Origin of the sequence: Allochromatium humboldtianum (assembly GCF_013385175.1) — a bacterium.
GTDB classification, from domain to species: Bacteria; Pseudomonadota; Gammaproteobacteria; order Chromatiales; family Chromatiaceae; genus Thermochromatium; species Thermochromatium humboldtianum.
The window spans coordinates 24058-43594 of the sequence record NZ_JABZEO010000002.1 but is presented as its reverse complement, the minus strand read 5'-3'; the positions used below and the strand labels follow the sequence as shown (position 1 = coordinate 43594).

The window sequence follows — 19537 nt, the reverse complement described above, 5'->3', positions numbered from 1 at the left end:
TCCTGACTGATAGACTTGGGTTGTGTGCGTGATGCAACCGCGCGCCCCCGTCAGCGTGATCGGCTGAACGCGGCTGGTGTGATTCTATAACGGATTTCACCGCCCCTTGTCTCTTCACGCGCGCTTGATTCTCCACGCGCCCACTTGTAGCTTGCACGACTAAGCCGCGTTCGGCATGACATGTCTCTTCAGGATCGAACCCCAGTGACCGACTACAAGCCCACACTCAATCTCCCCAAGACCGATTTCGCCATGAAGGCCAACCTCGCCCAGCGCGAGCCCGAGATGCTCAAGCGCTGGGAGGCGCTCGACGTCTATGGCCACATCCGCGCCGCGCGCGCCGGGGCGCCGACCTTCATCCTGCACGACGGCCCGCCCTACGCCAATGGCGAGATCCACATCGGTCACGCCGTCAACAAGGTCTTGAAGGACATCATCGTCAAGTCGCGCACGCTCGACGGCTTCGATGCCCCCTATGTACCCGGCTGGGATTGTCATGGTCTGCCGATCGAGTTGCAGGTCGAGAAGAAGCACGGCAAGCCGGGGCACAAGATCAGCGCCGCCGAGTTCCGGGTCGCCTGTCGCGACTATGCCGGCAAGCAGGTCGACAAGCAGCGTGCCGACTTCAAGCGGCTCGGCGTGCTCGGCGATTGGGAACGGCCCTATCTGACGATGGACTTCGGCTTCGAGGCCGAGATCATCCGTTCGCTCGGGCGCATCATCGCCAACGGGCACTTGCAGAAGGGCGAGAAGCCGGTGCACTGGTGCGTCGATTGCGGTTCGGCGCTGGCTGAGGCCGAGGTCGAGTATGCCGACAAGCAGTCGATCGCCATCGACGTGCGTTTTCCGGTGGTCGATCCGGCGGTGCTGGAACTGCGCTGTCATGGTTCGCCGAACGGATGCGGCGAGGGGCCGGTCTCGGTCGTGATCTGGACCACCACGCCCTGGACCCTGCCGGCCAACCAAGCCGTCGCGCTCAACGCCGAACTTGACTATGTCATCGTCGAGGCCGTCACCGAGCAGGGCCGCGAACGGCTGCTGGTCGCCGAGGGGCTGCTCAAGGACACCATGGATCGTTGGAGCGTCCAGGAGTATCGGGTGGTCGGCTACGGACGCGGCATCGACTTCGAGGGCGTCAAGCTGCGCCATCCCTTCTACGCGCGCGAGGTGCCGATCATCGTCGGCGAGCATGTCACGCTGGAGGCTGGCACCGGCGCCGTCCACACCGCGCCCGGTCATGGTCTGGAGGACTACATCGTCGGCCAGCGCTATGGTCTGGCGGTCGACAATCCGGTCGGCGGCGACGGGCGTTTCCTGCCCGGCACCCCGCTGTTCGAGGGCGAGAACGTCTTCAAGGCCAACGAGCATGTGGTCGAGGTGCTCAAGCAGCACGGCGCGCTGCTCCTGGAGACGCGCTTCACCCACAGCTACCCGCACTGCTGGCGTCACAAGACGCCGATCATCTTCCGTGCCACGCCGCAATGGTTCATCAGCATGGACAAGCAGGGCTTGCGCGACACCGCCCTGAGCGAGATCGAAGGGGTGCGCTGGATGCCCGATTGGGGCCAGAGCCGCATCGAGGGCATGGTGCGCGGCCGGCCCGACTGGTGCATCTCGCGCCAGCGCACCTGGGGCGTGCCGATTCCGCTGTTCGTCCACAAGGAGACCGGCGCGCTGCATCCGCGCACCGATGAGCTGATCGAGCTGGTAGCCAAGCGGGTCGAGAAGCACGGCATCGAGGCCTGGTTCGCGCTGGAGCCGGCCGATCTGCTCGCCGACGAGGGCGCACTCTACGACAAGGTGCATGACACCCTGGATGTCTGGTTCGACTCGGGCGTGACCCATGCCTGTGTGCTGGAGCATCGCGACGGACTGAGCGCCCCGGCCGATCTCTATCTGGAAGGCTCGGACCAGCATCGCGGCTGGTTCCAGTCCTCGCTCATGACCTCGGTGGCCATGCACGGGCGCGCGCCCTATCGTCAGGTGCTCACCCACGGCTTCACCGTCGATGCCAAGGGCGAGAAGATGTCGAAGTCCAAGGGCAACGTGGTCAGCCCGCAGGAGGTGATGAAGACGCTCGGGGCCGACATCATCCGGCTGTGGGTGGCGGCGACCGATTATCGCAGCGAGATGAGCGTCTCCGACGAGATCCTCAAGCGCACGGCGGATGCGTATCGGCGCATTCGCAACACGGCGCGCTTCCTGCTCGCCAATCTGGAAGGCTTCGACCCGGCGGTCAACTGTGTCGCGCCGTCCGACATGATCGAACTCGACCGCTGGGCCGTCGATCGTGCCCACCGGCTGCAACAGGAGGTGATCGCGGCGTATCGGGACTATCAGTTCCATCTGATCTATCAGAAGGTGCAGCAGTTCTGCGTGGTCGACCTGGGCGGGTTCTATCTCGACGTCATCAAGGACCGTCAGTACACCACCCCGGCCGACAGCCTGCCGCGTCGCTCGTGCCAGACGGCGATGTATCACATCATCGAGGCCATGAGCCGCTGGCTGGCGCCCATCCTCAGCTTCACCGCCGATGAGATCTGGGCCGCGATCCCCGGCGAGCGCGCCGAAACCATCTTCACCGAGACCTGGTACGAGGGTCTGTTCGCGCTCGACGCCGGCGATTCGATGGACCGCGCCTTCTGGGATCAGGTGATCGCCGCGCGTCTGGCGATCGGTCCGGCGCTGGAGAATGCGCGCAAGGGCGGAGCGATTGGTTCGTCGCTCGACGCCGAGCTGGATCTGTACGGCTCGGATGCGCTGCTCGATTTGCTGGGCCGGCTCGGAGAGGAACTGCGCTTTGCGCTCATCGTCTCCGAGACGCGCCTGCACCCGCTGGCCGCGCGTCCGGATGACGCCGTCGCGACCGAGTTGGATGGACTGGCCGTGCGCGTCAGCGCCTCCGAGCACGCCAAATGCGTGCGCTGCTGGCACCATCGCGCCGATGTGGGCGTCGATCCGGAGCATCCTGAGCTCTGCGGACGCTGTGCCGAGAATGTCGCAGGTACAGGTGAAACACGGCGCTTTGCGTAAAATAGGTTGCCTCACCCTTCGACTTTGCTTTCCGTGCTGAGCAAAGTCGAAGGGACCGCTCTGGGTGTTACAATAATTCTTGTTTGAACGCCACTGAGTGCATCTAGAGAAAGGAAATCGACATGCCAATCCGTCCAGGACCTATCACCTTCAGTTGTCCAGCCTGCGGCTGGTCCAAAACAGTTGCACCGCGTAGCGATGCCCTAAAACCAGGTGAGTATTTTGATAAATGCCCAGTTTGCGGGCATGAAGAACTATCGATGAAGTCGAAAACCACAATAAAGATGACAACGCTTCCCGGTTTGCTGTTTCGGCTTTTTAAAAGCTGACAAATTGTGTCTACCATGAGATAATCGCACTGCAATTCAGTAAAAATTTGTTTTTGATAGAAAAATTCGATCAAACATAAGGAGAAGGATCATGCACGAGCAAAACATCGAAGCACTTAGAGACGAAGCACTGCGCTTGATCGATCTACAACTGGAAATTCTGCGCAAAATGCTGAACGAAACGGGAGTCATTGCGGAGTCAAAAACTGGGGAAATCCAGACATTCGATCGCAACAACACGCTGAAATACATCGAAATTCTTGAAGGAGAAAAAAAGAAACTGGACCGTCTGGAGTTGGTTCTTGCTGTTGTTGGGACGATGAAAGCAGGCAAATCGACAACAATTAACGCTATCGTCGGCACTGAGGTATTGCCAAACCGTAACCGTCCCATGACAGCGTTACCGACTTTAATAAAGCACACGCCGGGCCAAGTCGAACCCATTTTAAAATTTGAAAACAGCGCACCAATCGAACGTTTGATGGAAGAAATTGGTCGACTTGCCAAGCATTCTGACAACACTAATCATATTGAGCACTTATCGAAAAATGAACACATGGAAGACCTGCTTGAACTAATTAACACGCAGGTTTCACTGAATAAAATCTATAAAGGATCTCAGTCGATTTTTCAGTTTCTGGAAACACTGAACGACTTGGTTCGCTTGTCCAGAGATCTGAATATCGAATTTCCATTTTCAGATTACGATGAAATTTATGAGCTTCCTGTTATCGAAGTTGAATTTGTTCATCTTCGAGAGCAAAACTCTGCTGCTGGAACATTGACGCTGCTTGACACCCCCGGACCTAACGAATCTGGACAACCTCATCTGCGCGAGATGTTAAAGGAGCAGCTACGCAAGGCTTCTGCAGTATTAGCGGTGCTCGATTTTACACAGTTGAAATCAGATGCTGATGCACAGGTCAGAGATAATTTAAAGGAAATTGCTAGCATTGCAGAAGGACGATTGTATGCGCTAGTAAACAAGTTTGATCAGCAAGACCGCAACAGCGACTCTGAGGAAGAAACAAAATTATTTGTTGCCAATTCCTTAATGGAAGGAAAGATAGCTGAAACCCTTATTTTTCCTGTTTCTTCGAAATTTGCATATTTAGCCAACTATGCAAGACGGGAACTTGCCGTTTATGGAACGCTTCCGGATCATAGCCAGTATCCATGGGTTAAGGATTTTGGCACTGAGGCATTCGGTCGATCTTGGAAAGATTCGATTGCTAATCTTGAAGGTGTAAAAAAAGGCGTCGATCTGCTTTGGGATGACTCTCTGTTTCATGCGCCTTTAGAAAAAATCATCCACGCTGCCCATGCGCAAGCAGCCCTGCTTGCAGTTGATTCTGCATCCGCCAAATTGGTTGATACATCCGAAAAATTAAACAATTTCCTTAACATACGCGAGACAGCGCTAACAAAAAGCTTTCAGGAGCTAAAAAGCCAAATTGACGATCTTCAAAATGATGTCGTTCGCATCAATTCCATCGAAGATTCTGCAAAAAAAAAGGCAGACCAAATACTTATAGAGCTAGAAAAAGAAACCCAAAAAGCTTTCCAAAAAGTCAAAGAAAATGTATTCGAAAGCATTGATTTTTATTTTGAAGAAAGCCAAAAACAAGAGGAGCAAAGACTGCTAACAGCAGGAACAAAAAAACAAGATTTCAGGGGTTCAGCTAAGTCTGAAAATAGATTTTCTGCGATTTTTGGCAAGCTTTTGAATTTAAATCCTAAGCCCAAAGCAAAAATCTTTAATTCAAATATTAACGGTGAATTTGACAAAAAACATGGGCTAATAAAATTTAACGACAAAACAAAAGCCAAGTCACTAATTAATAATATTCGCAGAAGCCTGGAGGAAATTATTCGCGAAAACGAGCTGGCAATGAAAAACATGATGAATCTAGCTTTAAATGAGTTTCAGTCTGTTTTTGTGGAGACTATTGCGGCTGACTCAAAAGAAATTTTTAGTAACATGGAGGATCGCATGAAAAAAAGCGGATTTGCTATCAGTCTTTCTATTCCTAATACCTCATTACTTTCGCTAGAAGCATCTGGCTCTGAATTGTTAAGCGATCTTGTGGATGAGAAAACGAAAAAGGTAACGCGGCGCCGTCGGAAAGATAACGTCTGGGGAACAATCTGCGGCTGGTTTGATACAGATGATTGGGGCTGGGAAGAATACAGTATTCAAGAAAAATATTTTGAGATAAACATAAATGCAATCAAGAAATCCGCTAAAAATAACATTGATGAAGTTTTTAGTGGATTAGAAAAAGATATTGCAGAAAAAATTAAGGCACCTTTACAAAAAAATATATGCGAATTTTTCAATGCTTTTCGGAAAGCCGTAGAGCAGATACGTGGTGATTTGCTGCAAAGCATTCGCGATCAAGAAGGCAGCAAAGCTGAACAGGAAGCCCTTGCCAACCGCTTGGCTGGTTTGAAAAAATATGTTCCAGTGATTAGTAAGGATAGTGTTGAGCTACAAGAAGATACGAAAAATAAATTAAAAGCCAGTGCAGGATGTTTAGCATGACTGAGCTTTCGCCGATTTCACCCAGCGATGAAATCTGCAAAGTTTTGCCATGTCTTCCGGAAAAATTCATCGTCGATTTTGCTAACGGCATCGATGTTGTAAATGACCATCTGCGGGTGCAACGCGCCCGCAATGGTTTTTCTGCTCGTCTTTACGATGGATTCACCGGGCAAGGTCAGCGCCGCCAGGCTGAGATCAATGCCAGCCTGGTTGACAGTGTAGAGGCATCTTTGCAATGGCTAACTGAGCTTTCACGCTCACTAGCTAGAAGCAATTTGGCGATGACTCACGTCAAAAACAGAGTCGCCATGATTCAAACTGCATTGATCGATCTGACGCATTATTCCGCAGATACAAGACAGCAGATCGAAAGACTATCCTTCGAGCTTAACGAGCGTTGCACACAGCTTGAACGTGACATAAAGCGTATAGACTTGGTTCAGCGCGCCAATATTGAAATCGATTTGGTTTTCAGCAAGTGGGAGGCTGGAAAATTTGCAAGCTTTTCACTGGCTGGACGTTGCTATGCTGTCTTGGAAGAGTTACGTTGGGGGGCGTTCGGAGATCTCTATCGAAATGGTTCAATCGGCGAACGCGCAACGCATCTTGAAATCCTAAGCAATCGCGCGATCAGCCAACTCATGCGCGATACTGACGAAGCTTCAACCAAACGTCTCGATACGACTCAATGGCTGGCCCCGCCACATGGTCGCGATCTTTTGCCTGACGCGCAAGACGCACTCGCCTATCTCGGTGATTGGTCATGCATCATTCAATCACCTTTCGTTCATGCCATTTGTAACTGTGGCCATAAGCTACCATTACGGATGCCAAGAATTTGTTCATCCGAGCGTTTGGTGGAAGGGCTGGTCTCCGATATCTTTAGAGTAAACGAATGAAATCGCAATCGGATTTTGCTGTTGGATTGGTTCTTTCTGGGGGCGGTGCAAAAGGCGCCTACCATGTTGGCGTACTCAAGGCTTTACTTGAACTGGGCGCGCGTGTCGACGCTATAGCCGGCGCAAGTATCGGAGCTTTAAATGGTGCCATACTGGCCTCTGCACCCTCCCTCAAGGAAGGCGTTGAGCGAATGGATGAGTTATGGAATACGCTGGCCAGTTCACCACCGTTAGCACCGAATTTTCCTGCTTACTTGGGACTTTTGGTAGAGGTCGGACTTAGAGTCAAAGGATTTGATCATCTTGTAAAACTAGGAAATATTGCACGCGATGCTGGGCTGAAAGTCCCGATGATTGGGAACTTGCTTGATGATGGGTTGCTTTCTTCAAGTCCGCTGCATCGCTTGATGGATGTGTATTTCGATCCAGACGCTCTAGATAATGGGCTGCCGCTCTATGTTTCTGTATTCAAAAGCCGTGGAGGATTAGAGGATCTTTTGAGTGTCGTGATGGCTGATTCAGGATTGAAGGATTCGCCTGCGTCGGAATTTCTACATATTCAAAAGCTACCAAAATCCCAACAAAAAGATGCATTGCTGGCATCGGCAGCAATTCCGTTGCTGTTTTCCCATCGCCATATGAATGACTCCATTTATCGCGATGGTGGAATGGGAGGCTGGCAACGGATGCAGGGGAATACTCCGGTAACGCCGTTGTTGCAGGCAGGCATCAAGACATTATTAGTCACGCATTTGTCCGATGGCTCACTCTGGAGCCGACATGATTTTCCCGACGCAACTATTTTGGAAATTCGACCGCAATCAGCTATACAACGAGAAGGCGGATTTAAGGATTTGCTGGGATTTGATCCTCGTAAAATTCCATCCTGGATGGAACAGGGATATGAGGACACGCTTCAGTGTGTAGGGCGTGTCATTGATGTGACAACGGCCCGAAATGAACTGCGCCTGTCTGAACTAACGTTAAGTGACAGCGACAACCAGTTCAAACGGCTTGATCAGAATTTGTCTGAGGCGATGGCGCGTTTGCGTTGATTCTTGCTTTGCAACACAGAGTCGTGACCTATGTTTGACTCAAAAATTGGCTTAAATTCACACGCTGTAATCGATCAATGCGTCCGGCTACACGGCGCTGACTGGGACGATTACGAGCGTCTGATGACTCTGCGTGCCGAGCGTGCCGACCCTCGCCTAACCTATTTGGATGGAGAGCTGGAACTGATGACCCCCTCCATCGAACACGAGGGCGACAAGAAGCGCTTGGGGCGTCTTATCGAGACCTATGCCGACGAAACCGGAATCGAACTGGAAGGCTTCGGCTCCTGGACGCTCAAGTCACCTGACAAGCGGCTCGGTGCCGAAGCCGATGAATGCTATGTGGTCGGCCCCCTGATCCAGCCCCCGGGCGTGCCGGACTTCGCCATCGAAGTCGTCCGCACCTCAGGCGGACTCGACAAGCTCGCCGTCTATGCGGGCCTGGGCGTGCCCGAAGTCTGGATCTGGCGCGACGGACGACTCAGCGTTCACCGACTCGATGACACAGGTTATCAGGAGCAGGAGCGCAGCTGCTTCCTGCCCGGACTCGACCTGCGCCTAATTGAGACCTGCATGACCGAACCGAGCCAGACTCAGGCGCTTCACACCCTGCGGGCAGGACTTCGAGATAGGCCGCGTTAGGTTCGTCCCAAGCCACAGTTAACGGATATCAGATGGTTTGCGTGCCGGCGGCGAGTCCGGTGTGCTTTTATGCCATAGAATAACGCCCCGCTCGACCCAACCCGAGCATCGGACCACCCGCAAACCAGGGCAATTATCGCCATGAAGGCGAAACCGAGACACCGTATCGCTTCAAAAGCCTGCTCAGCCTGATCGAAGACTTCCGCGAGGATGTACGCCGTTTGGCAGGAGAAAACTATGTCTAAAGCGATCGTGGAAACATCCACCGCCGGTGATTACTTCGCCAAGGCGTTGGAGGTGGCGCGCCTGATCGATGCGGGCGAAGCGGTTCCAGAGGCCGACTACTCTCTCGGCTTCAGTAGCACGGCCCAGCTCTTTAGTGAGCTGACGTCCGCGCGCATGGCGCTGCTGGAAGCCCTCAAGGATCTGGGGCCGGTTTCGATCCATGCACTGGCCAAGCAAGTTGGGACGCAACTACAGCAACGAGCATTCGGATGTGACCAAGCTGCTGGATCTGGGAGTCATCGAAAAGGATGCCGCCGGCAAGATCTTCGTTCCTTGGGAGGAAATCCAGGTCCGGGTCAGTGTCGGCAAGGCGAAGGCGGCCTAGCGCACCGGGCGTGCTGATCCCGTAATGCGGCCTATGTGTCAGCTCGACAGACTCTCCCGGTTCCATGCATTCCAGGGACTCGACCTCGATCTGCGCGCGGCGCTGCTGGCCCAGATCCGCGATCTCTGGACGCATGGCTCGACCGCCATCGAAGGCAACACCCTGACCCTCGGCGAGACCAAATTCGTCATCGAGGAGGGGCTGACGATCTCCGGCAAGCCGCTGAAGGATCATCAGGAGGTCATGGGCCATGCCCGCGCGATCGAGCTGATCTATGCCTGGCTGGATGAGGATTTGACGACCGAGCGGCTATTCGAGCTGCATCGCGCCGTCCAGACCCAGGTGACGCTGGATATTTTCAAGCCGTTCGGCGCCTGGAAACGCGAACCCAACGGCGCCTATGCCGTGACGGCGGATGGACGCCAGACCTTCATCGAATATGCGGCGCCCGAGCATGTACCGGCGCTGATGGCCGACTGGCTCGATGAGCTGAAGCGGCTGGCGAACAGCCCCCTGAGCGAGTCCGAGGCCATTGACGCCTATGCGCATCTGCATCTCGGGTTCGTGCACATCCATCCGTTCTGGGACGGCAACGGTCGGCTCGCACGGCTACTGTCCAATGTGCCGGTGCTGCGCGCCGGTCATCTGCCGGTCGTGATCGAGGTCAGGGATCGCAAGCACTATATCGACACCCTGGCTGAGTACCAGTTGACCATGGGACCGCTGACGCCGACGACGGGCGTCTGGCCGAGGGCCGATCTGGAGGCGGATTTCCGGGCCTTCTGCCACGCGGCCTATGCGGCGACACGGGCACTGGTCGAACAGGCGCAGGCACACCAGGCCAAGCGGGGTTAGGCGCTGCGCACCCTGCGGGCCGGACTCAATCACACAACGAAGCGCGACACTTCACACTAGGAACGACGACTCTTGAAACACTGGCTTTGGCTCTCGCTGGCGATCCTCTTACTGGATCAGGCTGGCAAATGGATGGTGCTCCTGGCGCTCGAACCCTACGAGGTCGTCGCCCTGATGCCCAACGTCAATCTGACCCTCATGTTCAACACAGGCGCGGCCTTCAGCTTCCTGGCCGACTCGGGCGGCTGGCAGCGCTGGTTCTTCGTCGTGCTGGCGCTCATCGTCAGCGGCGTACTGGTCGGCTGGCTGCTGCGGCTCCCCGCCACCGAACGCCTGCACGCCGCCGCACTGGCGCTCATCATCGGCGGCGCGGTCGGCAACCTCATCGACCGCGCCCTGCTCGGTCATGTGGTCGACTTCATCCAGGTCTATCTGCCGATCATCCCGCTGGCGATCTTCAACCCCTGGCCGTCGTTCAATATCGCCGACAGCGCCATCACGGTCGGCGTGGTCCTGCTGCTGATCGCCAGCCTGCGCGCGGAGACGCCACGCGCATGAGAATCGCCATCCTCTCGCGCAATGCCTCGCTCTACTCCACCCGCCGTCTGGTCGAGGCGGCGCGCGCGCGCGGGCACGAGACCAAGGTGGTCGACGTGTTGCGCTGCTACATGAACATCACCTCGCACGCCCCCTCGATCCACTACAAGGGCGACGACCTCACCGACTTCGATGCCGTCATCCCGCGCATCGGCGCCTCCGTGACCTTCTACGGTACGGCGGTGCTGCGTCAGTTCGAGATGATGGGCGTCTATCCGCTCAACGAATCCGTGGCCATCTCGCGCGCGCGCGACAAGCTGCGTTCGCTCCAGTTGCTCGCACGCAAGGGCATCGGACTGCCGATCACCGGCTTCGCCCATGCACCCGACGACGTCCAGGATCTGATCAAGATGGTCGGCGGCGCGCCGCTGGTCATCAAGCTCCTGGAAGGCACCCAGGGCATCGGCGTGGTGCTGGCCGAGACCCAGAAGGCCGCCGAGAGCGTGATCGAGGCCTTCATGGGCCTCAAGGCCAACATCCTGGTCCAGGAATACATCAAGGAGGCCAACGGCGCCGACATCCGCTGCTTCGTCATCGGCGACAAGGTGGTGGCGACCATGAAGCGTCAGGCCAGGGCCGGCGAGTTCCGCTCCAACCTGCATCGCGGCGGTACGGCCTCGCTGATCCGCATCACGCCCGAGGAACGCTCGACCGCCGTGCGCGCGGCGCGCATCATCGGGCTGAACGTGGCGGGCGTCGACATCCTGCGCTCCAATCACGGCCCGGTGGTCATGGAGGTCAACTCCTCGCCCGGACTCGAAGGCATCGAATCGGCCACCGGCAAGGACATCGCCAGTCTCATGATCGAGTTCATCGAGAAGAACGCCGCCATCGGCAAAACGCGCACCCGTGGTCAGGGCTGAGGAGGAGACAGGCCGATGAATCCCGAGCCATTGCTCATCGCCGGCCGCTACATCGCCCCAGGCGAACGCACGCGGGTCGACATCCCCCTGCCCTGTCTCTACACCCAGACGCCGGTCCTGATGCCGGTGCATGTGGTCCACGGACGCCGGCCCGGTCCGCGCCTGTTCGTCACAGGCGCCGTCCACGGCGACGAGATCAATGGCGTCGAGATCATCCGTCGTCTGCTGCTCAAGCGCGCGCTCAACCATCTGCGCGGCTCGCTGCTGGCCGTGCCCGTGGTCAACGTCTACGGTTATGTGCGCCAGTCGCGCTATCTGCCGGACCGGCGCGATCTCAACCGCTCCTTTCCCGGCTCGGACACCGGCTCGCTGGCCGCGCGTCTGGCCGCCACCCTGCTGAATGAGGTGGTCACGGGCTCGACCCACGGCATCGACCTGCACACAGGCGCGCTCCATCGCGAGAATCTGCCGCAGATCCGGGTCTCGCTCGACGCCGATCCGATGATGCCGGAGCTGGCGCGCGCCTTCGGCAGCCCGATGATCCTGGATGCCGAGTCGCGTGCCGGTTCCTTGCGCGCCGTGGCCGCCGCGCGCGGGATTCCGCTGCTGCTCTATGAGGGCGGCGAGGCGTTGCGTTTCGACGAGCTGGCGATTCGGGCCGGACTCAAGGGCGTGCTGGGCGTGATGCGTCATCTGGGGATGATTCGCGCCAGCAGTCATGTGCGCGCGATCGAACCGCGCCCCTCGATCGCACGCTCCAGCCTCTGGGTGCGGGCCAATCAGAGCGGAGTGCTGCTGTCGCTGACGGCGCTCGGCGCCAGCGTCAAGCGCGGCGATACGCTGGCGGTCATCACCGACCCCTTCCGGCCGGCCGACGAAGCGGTCGTTTCACCGCTCGACGGTATCGTCATCGGACGCACCAATCTGCCGCTGGTCACCGAGGGCGAGGGGCTCTATCACATCGCCCGGCTCGGCGATCCGGAGGCCACCGCCGAACAGATCCTGCACTACCGTCACACGCTCGACCCGGAAGAGGACGAACAGCGGATCGTCTGAATCAGAGCGCTTTTATTTCGGCGCCAGGGTCAACTGATTCTTCTCATCGTCGATCGTCATGCGAAAGCGCCCGAGCAGGCTCATGCCGAGCAAAGAGGTTCCGCCCAGCCGCTGATCGTCCATGAAGGCGACCTCGACGTCTTCGATCCGCTTGGGACCGACCCAAATAGCCCCAAGACGTCCGACGCGGGCATCGATCGTGCCGTTGGCCGTCTGCACCTGCTGTTGCTGGAGCGCGTCCGGTGAGAGTCCCAGCGAGGAGATCAGCGAGACCGGCAGCACCACGCGATCGGCGCCTGTGTCGATGAGCATCGACTCCTGCATGGGCGCACCGCCGGATACCCCCTCCAGTCCCAGCGTCACCAGATGCGCGGCGCCACGACGCTGGGTCGCCAGCACGATCTCGTCTCCGCTCGCCGGCGCGGTCTCCGATGACTCGCCGCCCTCCACCACCATGGGCGGCGGCACATAGGCCGCCTTCTCACCGAGGATGATTACACGCTCGACGCCCGCGCCCGGCGCCTGCACGATGACATGATCGAAGTCCTCCAGCAGCAGATGCAGACGTTCGACGATCGACTCACCAGCCGCATGAGCCGTGGCGCCCTCGGTCTGCTCGATGCCGCGCACCTCGAAATCGAGTTCTTGGCTGAGCCGGTCGAGTTCATCGGCGACCTCGACCCGCATGGATTGGACCTGCGCTGTCGGCGCCGGCCCTTGAGCCTGGACCAGCCCAGCCGTGAGCAAGCACAACGCGGTCAGCGAGCGTGGATCGAACGTGGGCATGGTCGGGCGCTCCATCGGGACGATAAGATCCGGCCATTATAGTCGCGGAACGCCGACCGACCGGCTGGAAGCCGTCGAAAATCCAGAATATTAGCGTTCCTTAAAGTAACATGACGCTCCTTTCAACCCATCACACACGAGGACAAGCCATGCTCGACGCCATTCGCGCCCTGTCCAAGACGGACATTGCGGGCGCCGCCTTTGCCATTGCCGCCATCTATCTGGCCGGAACCGTCCCCACGCCCGAGATCGCCTGGGTGAGCGGCTTTCTGCTGCTGACGGTCTTTCTGTTCGCCTTCGAGGTGGTCAGCGTCGACGTGGCGGCGATCACCGTCATGGTATTGCTGGGCCTGACGAGCCTGACTGCGCCCCTGATGGGCCTCGAACAGGGACTGGTGCCGGTCGAGCATCTGTTCGACGGTTTCGCCAGTAATGCCGTGATCTCGATCATCGCGGTCATGATCGTCGGCGCCGGGCTGGACAAGACCGGGATCATGTCCAAGGTCGCCGCCTTCATCATGCGTATCGGCGGCTCAACCGAGAAGCGCATCATCCCGCTGATCTCGGGCACGGTCGGGGTCATCTCCAGCTTCATGCAGAACGTCGGTGCCGCGGCGCTCTTCATCCCCGTCGTCAGCCGCATCTCGGCGCGCACCGGGCTGCCGATGTCGCGACTGCTCATGCCCATGGGCTTTTGCGCCCTGCTCGGCGGCACCATCACCATGGTCGGCTCCAGCCCGCTGATCCTGCTCAACGATCTGATCCTGACCTCCAATCAGGCCCTGCCCGAGGGCGTGGCGCCGATGAAGACCTTCGGGCTGTTCGATGTGACGCCGATCGGTGTCGCGCTCCTGCTCACGGGCATCGTCTATTTCGTGCTGGCCGGACGTCTGGTGCTGCCGGTCCATGGCACGACCAAAGCCGAGGGCGGCGACACCCGCACCTATTTCGCCGAGACCTATGGCCTGACCGACTTCGAGATCGGCGAATTCCGCGTGCCCAACAGCGACAGCCATCTGATCGGGATGAGCGTCGACGAGCTGGAACAGACCTGGCGGGTGCGTCTGGTCGGCGTCGAGAAGGGCGACGGACTGCGCTTCGGCGCCGATGGCGTCGACCGCACGCTCGGCATCACGCCTGGCAGCAGGCTGGCGCTGCTCGGCACGGCCGATTCGCTCCTGGACGTGGCCAACGCCAACAAGCTCGAACGCAAGCGCGATCTCGACCTCTTCGCCGAGGCCATGTCGGCGACCAAGGCCGGCGTCGCCGAGATCGTCATCCCGCCCGGTTCCAGCCTGATCGGCAAGACCGCGCGCGACGTCTGGATGCGCAAGACCTATGGTCTGTCGCTGCTGGCCATCAATCGCGGCGGCACCCGGATCACCTACAAGACCGGCGGAGTGCGCAACACACCCTTCGCCGCCGGTGATGCCCTGGTCGTCCAAACGACCTGGGCCGATCTGGCGCGCCTGGAGAAGGATCGCAACTTCGTGGTCGTCACCACCGAGTATCCGCACGAAGAACTGCGTCCGCACAAGGTCTCGGCCGCGCTCGCGCTCTTCGTGCTGACCATCAGCCTGATCCTGTTCACCGATCTGCGGCTCTCGGTCGCGCTGCTGGTGGGTGCGCTCGGTATGGTGCTCACGCGGGTGCTGACCATGGAGGAAGCCTATCAGGCCGTGAGCTGGAAGACGGTGTTCCTGCTCGCCTCGCTCATTCCGCTGGGGATGGCGGTCGAACAGACGGGCACGGCGGCCTGGATCGCCGAACAGACGCTGGCCGCGCTCGGGGATGTGCCGGTCTGGGTGGTGCAGCTCTCGCTGGCGGGTCTGGCCACGGCCTTCACCCTGGTGATGTCGAATGTCGGCGCCACCGTGCTGCTGGTGCCGCTGGCCGTGAACATGGCGCTCGGCGCCGGGGCCGATCCGGCCATTTTCGCGCTCACGGTCGCCATTGCCACCTCCAACTCCTTCCTGCTGCCGACCCATCAGGTCAATGCGCTGATCATGGGGCCGGGCGGCTATCGGGTGGCCGACTACATGCGTGCCGGCAGCCTCATGACGGTGCTGTTCCTGGTGGTGGCGCTGACGATGATCAATGTGATCATGTAGGCATGGGTTCGACCGCTCGAATCAGGCGTGCCGCTGCCAGACCATCATGTAGTTGACGGCCTTCCAGCGCGTGTATCCAAAGGTTCGACCGAATGGATTCACGCGCACGCCTGTCTCGTGCACCAGACGATAGCCCGTGCCCAGTCCATGGGCGACCTCGACGGGCCGCACCAGCTTGCGGTAGTGATGGGTTCCGCGCGGCAGCCAGCGCAGGATGTATTCGGCGCCAAGGATGGCCATGATCCAGGCGGCCGGCGTGCGGTTGATGCTGGACACGACCATGAGTCCGTCGGGCCGCACCAGACGTGCACAGGCGGCGAGAAAGTCGGGCAGATGTTCGACGTGTTCGACGACCTCCATGTTGAGCACCAGGTCGAACGATGCTCCCTCCTGCACCAGTTGCTCGACGCTCGCCAGACGGTAGTCGATCGCCAGTTCGCTCCATTGGGCATGCATACGGGCCACCTGGAGATTCTTCTCGGTGATGTCGATGCCGGTCACTTCGGCGCCGAGTCTGGCCATGGATTCGCTCAGGATGCCGCCGCCGCAGCCGATGTCGAGTATCCGCAGACCCGCGAACGGGCGCTCTGCGGCGGGATCGAGGTCCAGTGTCGTGCACAGATGGCGGCGGATGTAGTCGACCCGGAAGGCATTGAGCCGATGCAGGGGCCAGAACGGTCCCTCGGTGTCCCACCAGCGGTGGGCGAGCCGCTCGAAATAGGCGACCTCCTCAGGGTCGATGCTCGGCGCGGAGAGATGGGCGGTGGACATGGTAGTCTCCTCGGTCGAATGGCCGCCGGCTGGGTGGTGGATCCAGATGGTGGCGCGGAGTGCAGACGGCAAGCCGGCGACGTGGGGATCGATGTGCCGGCGCTTGGCGGCTCGGCACCGAACCTCAGTGCTCGTCCTCACCGTAATAGTTGCCGATGTAGTTCTCGAACTTAGTGTATTTGCCGAGGAAGGTCAGGCGCACGGTCCCGATCGGGCCGTTGCGCTGCTTGCCGATGATGATCTCGGCGATGCCCTTGTCGCTGCTTTCCTTGTTGTAGACTTCGTCGCGATAGATGAAGACGATGAGGTCTGCGTCCTGTTCGATGGCGCCAGAGTTGTGACTGACGATACCGTCCGCCAACCAGCACGCTGGCCCCGGAACGGTCAGATCGAAGACATCCTCCTCTCCGTCGGGTTCAATCGCGACGATGGTATCCCAGAACAAATCGCTGGTGGCGGCAGCCTGTAACTCCGGATCTTGAAGCCGCTCTCCGTAATCCGCCAATACATTTCGCGACGGCGAAAAACGAAAATGAGAAGAACCACCATAGGCAGTTCCACGCAATTCCGCCATTTTTCTTTGCGAAATACCACGCTCTTGCATCAACGTGCGTACGCGCTCGAAAATTTCGCGCGGTAGCGTGTCAACATTTGTGTTCGATTTGACATCATTCAGTACGGCTTGCAGTGCTGCTGCTTGCGATGCACGTGGGCCGAAAGCGCCGACTTGACTCAAAAAACGTCTTTGATTGTCAGCGCCTCTAATCCAAACCATATAGGTCGTCCGATAACCGGCTTGCAATACAGACTGAATCCGCGCAACGATTCCCAAGCGCATCAATACAGCCGCGACATCTTCCGCAAGACCTCGACTGTTCGTGCTCAAATGCACACCGTGACTCCCTTTCTGCCCCGGCTTACGTAATGAAATCGTGCCATCAGTTGCCCAAAGATGGCGCAGAAACAATGCCAGCTGGTCATTATCCAAACGGAACAAATCGGTTGGCAGACGTTTTTCATGAGATCTTTGCCCAAAAATTCCCAGATCACGCAGCCAAAGATTGATGCCCGCCGGATGCCAGCGGTTTCCGTTGCCACTGAAAACGAGCTGATGCCAAGCACCGACTCCCGCATGGCGGTTGACGCGCACGCCGAATCGAGATGCACACGCAGATACGATGCGGCTGTTGTCCTCCGAAGCGGTCGTATAACGCAATGGCTGACCACGCAGATAGCTGCCGTCACCGATCAAATGAGCAAGCAGTATTAAATGATGATCCGGCCAGCGCTGGCTATCTACAGGAGAAGGTAAGCGACGCGCAATCGCCAGACGTGCCCCTGGCGTCAGTTCACCAACGGTTTGCCAACCATTCGCGCCTAACAAACGATGCTTGGCCGTGGCTCGAATCCGACGCCCGCTCGCGAGCCGGACGACGCATACAGGGCGGCGCCCCACGCACCACACACAGTCGGACTTGGCCTCGATCAAGCGACCGGACTCGTCTATCGATACCACATCGGGACAGGTACCCACGAGATCTCGAATCGGCATACGACGCCCATCCGCCAGCACGACCAGGGTGTCTCCCGTCACACATTCTCTGAGGTCCGACATCACCGGACGCTTGTTGGGGCGCTGTTCGAGACTGCGGTTGAGCTGTGAGAGCGCGATGACCGGGACGCTCAGCTCCTTGGCCAGTCCCTTGAGCGCGCGCGAGATGGCCGAGATTTCGGTCGCGCGGTTCTCGCCCGCGCCGGGCGCCTGCATGAGCTGGAGATAGTCGAGCACGATCAGCCCCAGATCGCCCTGCTCGCGCTTGAGTCGCCGCGCGCGCGCGCGCACTTCGGTCGGTGAGAGCGCCGGGGTGTCGTCGATGAAGATCGAGGTCTCCGACAGCAGGTTGACCGCCGAGGTCAGACGCGGCCATTCGTCGTCCTCCAGCTTGCCGGTCCGCACCCGATGCTGATCGATCCGTCCCAGCGAGGACATCATGCGCATGGCCAGCGAATCGCCGGGCATCTCCATACTGAAGACCGCCACCGGACGCTTGGACTGGATGGCGATGTTCTCGGCGACATTCATCGCGAAGGTGGTTTTTCCCATCGACGGCCGCCCCGCCACGATGATGAGATCCGAGGGCTGGAGTCCCGAGGTCATCTCGTCGAAGTCGGCGAACCCAGTGGCCAGACCCGTGATCGGCTCATCACGCAGATAGAGCGTATCGATGCGCTCGACGGCCTGGGTCAACAGGCTGCGGATCGGCTGGAAACCGCCGCCGCCGCGCGACTCCTGCTCAGCGATGGCGAAGACCCGCCGCTCGGCCTCGTCGAGCAGCTCGGACGCCTCGCGGCCATCGGGATGGTAGGCGCTGTCGGCGATCGCCGTGCCGGCGGCGATCATCTGACGCCGCACCGACGCCTGACGCACGATCCTGGCGTAGGACTGGATGTTGGCCGCACTCGGCGTCTGACTGGCCAGGGTGCCCAGATAGGACAGGCCGCCGACATCGTTCAGGCGCTTGCTGCTCTCCAGCGTGTCGGCCAGTGTGACTACGTCGAACGGTTGGTCGACGGTGGCGAGCTTGGTGATGGCCTCGAAGATCAGACGATGTTCGCGCCGATAGAAGTCGCCCTCGCTGACCATGTCGGCGATGCGATCCCAAGCGCTGTTGTCGAGCATCAGACCGCCCAGCAGCGATTGCTCGGCGTGGAGGTTGTATGGCGGGACACGCAGTTCGTCGAAGCCGGTAGCCATACCCGGCGGCCCGGCGGTCTCTGACTCGAACATGGCACCAGACCCGTCAGCGTCTGAATAGACGAGACGCGCCTTCGAGCGCGTCTACGGGGGCGCGTGGCCCGACGGCCGAGCACGCCCCGAACGTTTACAGCCGTAGCGGTTCAGTTGCCGGGAACGATGTCGATCTTGACCTGAGCGTTGACGTCGGCATGCAGATGCAGCGCGACTTCGTACTCGCCGACGGCACGGAACGGACCCTCGGGCAGACGCACCTCGGACTTGCTCAGCTCCAGACCAGCCTCGCGCGCAGCCTCGGCGATGTCGGCGGCGCCGACCGAGCCGAACAGACGACCTTCGTCACCGGCCTTGCGGGCGATGGTCAGGCTCAGGCCCTCGAACTTGGCCTTGCGCGCCTCGGCGGCGGCCAGTGCTTCGGCGGCGGCGCGCTCCAGCTCGGCGCGACGGGCCTCGAAGGCTTCCAGGTTCTCAGCCGTCGCCGACACGGCGAAACCACCAGGGATCAGATAGTTGCGGCCATAGCCCGAACGGACATTGACCTTGTCCCCGAGCACGCCCAGCTTGGTGACGTTCTTCAGCAGGATGACTTCCACTTGAGTATTCCTCTCGACAAATTTTGAGGCCGCCACC

At 58.9% G+C, this 19537-nt stretch carries 15 protein-coding genes and 1 pseudogene; 12 read left to right on the top strand and 4 right to left on the bottom strand.

Translation table 11 applies throughout. The annotated features are described in order from the left end of the window. The first annotated feature begins 204 nt into the window (after positions 1-204). The 11 genes and pseudogenes from ileS (at position 205) to HW932_RS02655 (ending at position 12484) form a co-directional block, all read left to right on the top strand. A complete protein-coding gene (ileS, locus tag HW932_RS02700; RefSeq protein ID WP_176974963.1) occupies positions 205-3033 on the top strand; it encodes an isoleucine--tRNA ligase in 2829 nt (942 codons plus the stop codon). Positions 3034-3453: 420 nt separating this feature from the next. After that, the gene (locus HW932_RS02695) at positions 3454-5907 is read left to right on the top strand and encodes a dynamin family protein (RefSeq protein ID WP_176974962.1); all 2454 of its coding nucleotides are present in this window, start codon (positions 3454-3456) and stop codon (positions 5905-5907) included. Next, complete coding sequence (locus HW932_RS02690; RefSeq protein ID WP_176974961.1) at positions 5904-6806, top strand: diguanylate cyclase regulator RdcB family protein; 903 nt, start codon at positions 5904-5906, stop codon at positions 6804-6806. Before HW932_RS02695 ends, HW932_RS02690 begins: the two co-directional genes overlap by 4 nt. Continuing rightward, positions 6803-7861, top strand: coding sequence for a patatin-like phospholipase family protein (locus HW932_RS02685; protein WP_176974960.1), 1059 nt, complete (start codon positions 6803-6805; stop codon positions 7859-7861). Before HW932_RS02690 ends, HW932_RS02685 begins: the two co-directional genes overlap by 4 nt. Before the next feature lie 30 nt (positions 7862-7891). After that, on the top strand, positions 7892-8503 hold the full coding sequence (locus tag HW932_RS02680; RefSeq protein WP_176974959.1) for a Uma2 family endonuclease: 612 nt from the start codon (positions 7892-7894) through the stop codon (positions 8501-8503). Between the two features lie 210 nt (positions 8504-8713). Further along, positions 8714-8914: pseudogene (locus tag HW932_RS22240) on the top strand (hypothetical protein); the annotation flags it as partial. A 34-nt stretch (positions 8915-8948) separates the two neighbouring features. Beyond that, positions 8949-9113: an HVO_A0114 family putative DNA-binding protein gene (locus tag HW932_RS21620; protein WP_222932204.1), complete on the top strand. Its 165-nt coding sequence runs from the start codon at positions 8949-8951 to the stop codon at positions 9111-9113. A gap of 33 nt (positions 9114-9146) precedes the next feature. Further along, positions 9147-9968, top strand: a complete 822-nt coding sequence (locus tag HW932_RS02670; RefSeq protein ID WP_176975342.1) for a Fic family protein — start codon at positions 9147-9149, stop codon at positions 9966-9968. Between the two features lie 72 nt (positions 9969-10040). Beyond that, positions 10041-10526 (top strand): signal peptidase II, encoded by a 486-nt coding sequence (gene lspA, locus HW932_RS02665; RefSeq protein ID WP_176974958.1) that lies wholly within the window; start codon positions 10041-10043, stop codon positions 10524-10526. Next, positions 10523-11428, top strand: a complete 906-nt coding sequence (rimK, locus tag HW932_RS02660; protein ID WP_176974957.1) for a 30S ribosomal protein S6--L-glutamate ligase — start codon at positions 10523-10525, stop codon at positions 11426-11428. The genes lspA and rimK overlap by 4 nt, the downstream gene beginning before the upstream one ends. Positions 11429-11443: 15 nt before the next feature. Then, positions 11444-12484: a succinylglutamate desuccinylase/aspartoacylase family protein gene (locus HW932_RS02655; protein ID WP_176974956.1), complete on the top strand. Its 1041-nt coding sequence runs from the start codon at positions 11444-11446 to the stop codon at positions 12482-12484. Between the two features lie 12 nt (positions 12485-12496). Here the strand turns inward: HW932_RS02655 and HW932_RS02650 are convergent, their stop codons facing one another. Next, positions 12497-13270 carry a retropepsin-like aspartic protease family protein gene (locus tag HW932_RS02650; protein WP_176974955.1) on the bottom strand — a complete coding sequence of 258 codons (774 nt, stop codon included), beginning with the start codon at positions 13268-13270 and terminating at the stop codon, positions 12497-12499. A 149-nt stretch (positions 13271-13419) separates the two neighbouring features. Between HW932_RS02650 and HW932_RS02645 the strand changes: the two genes are divergently transcribed. Beyond that, a complete protein-coding gene (locus HW932_RS02645) occupies positions 13420-15381 on the top strand; it encodes an SLC13 family permease (RefSeq protein ID WP_176974954.1) in 1962 nt (653 codons plus the stop codon). Positions 15382-15402: 21 nt separating this feature from the next. Here the strand turns inward: HW932_RS02645 and ubiG are convergent, their stop codons facing one another. The 3 genes from ubiG to rplI form a co-directional block, all read right to left on the bottom strand. Further along, positions 15403-16152 carry a bifunctional 2-polyprenyl-6-hydroxyphenol methylase/3-demethylubiquinol 3-O-methyltransferase UbiG gene (ubiG, locus tag HW932_RS02640; RefSeq protein ID WP_176974953.1) on the bottom strand — a complete coding sequence of 250 codons (750 nt, stop codon included), beginning with the start codon at positions 16150-16152 and terminating at the stop codon, positions 15403-15405. A 124-nt stretch (positions 16153-16276) separates the two neighbouring features. Continuing rightward, positions 16277-18940, bottom strand: coding sequence for a replicative DNA helicase (locus tag HW932_RS02635; protein ID WP_176974952.1), 2664 nt, complete (start codon positions 18938-18940; stop codon positions 16277-16279). A gap of 110 nt (positions 18941-19050) precedes the next feature. Further along, positions 19051-19500 (bottom strand): 50S ribosomal protein L9, encoded by a 450-nt coding sequence (gene rplI, locus HW932_RS02630; protein WP_176974951.1) that lies wholly within the window; start codon positions 19498-19500, stop codon positions 19051-19053. Between the last annotated feature and the right edge of the window lie 37 nt (positions 19501-19537).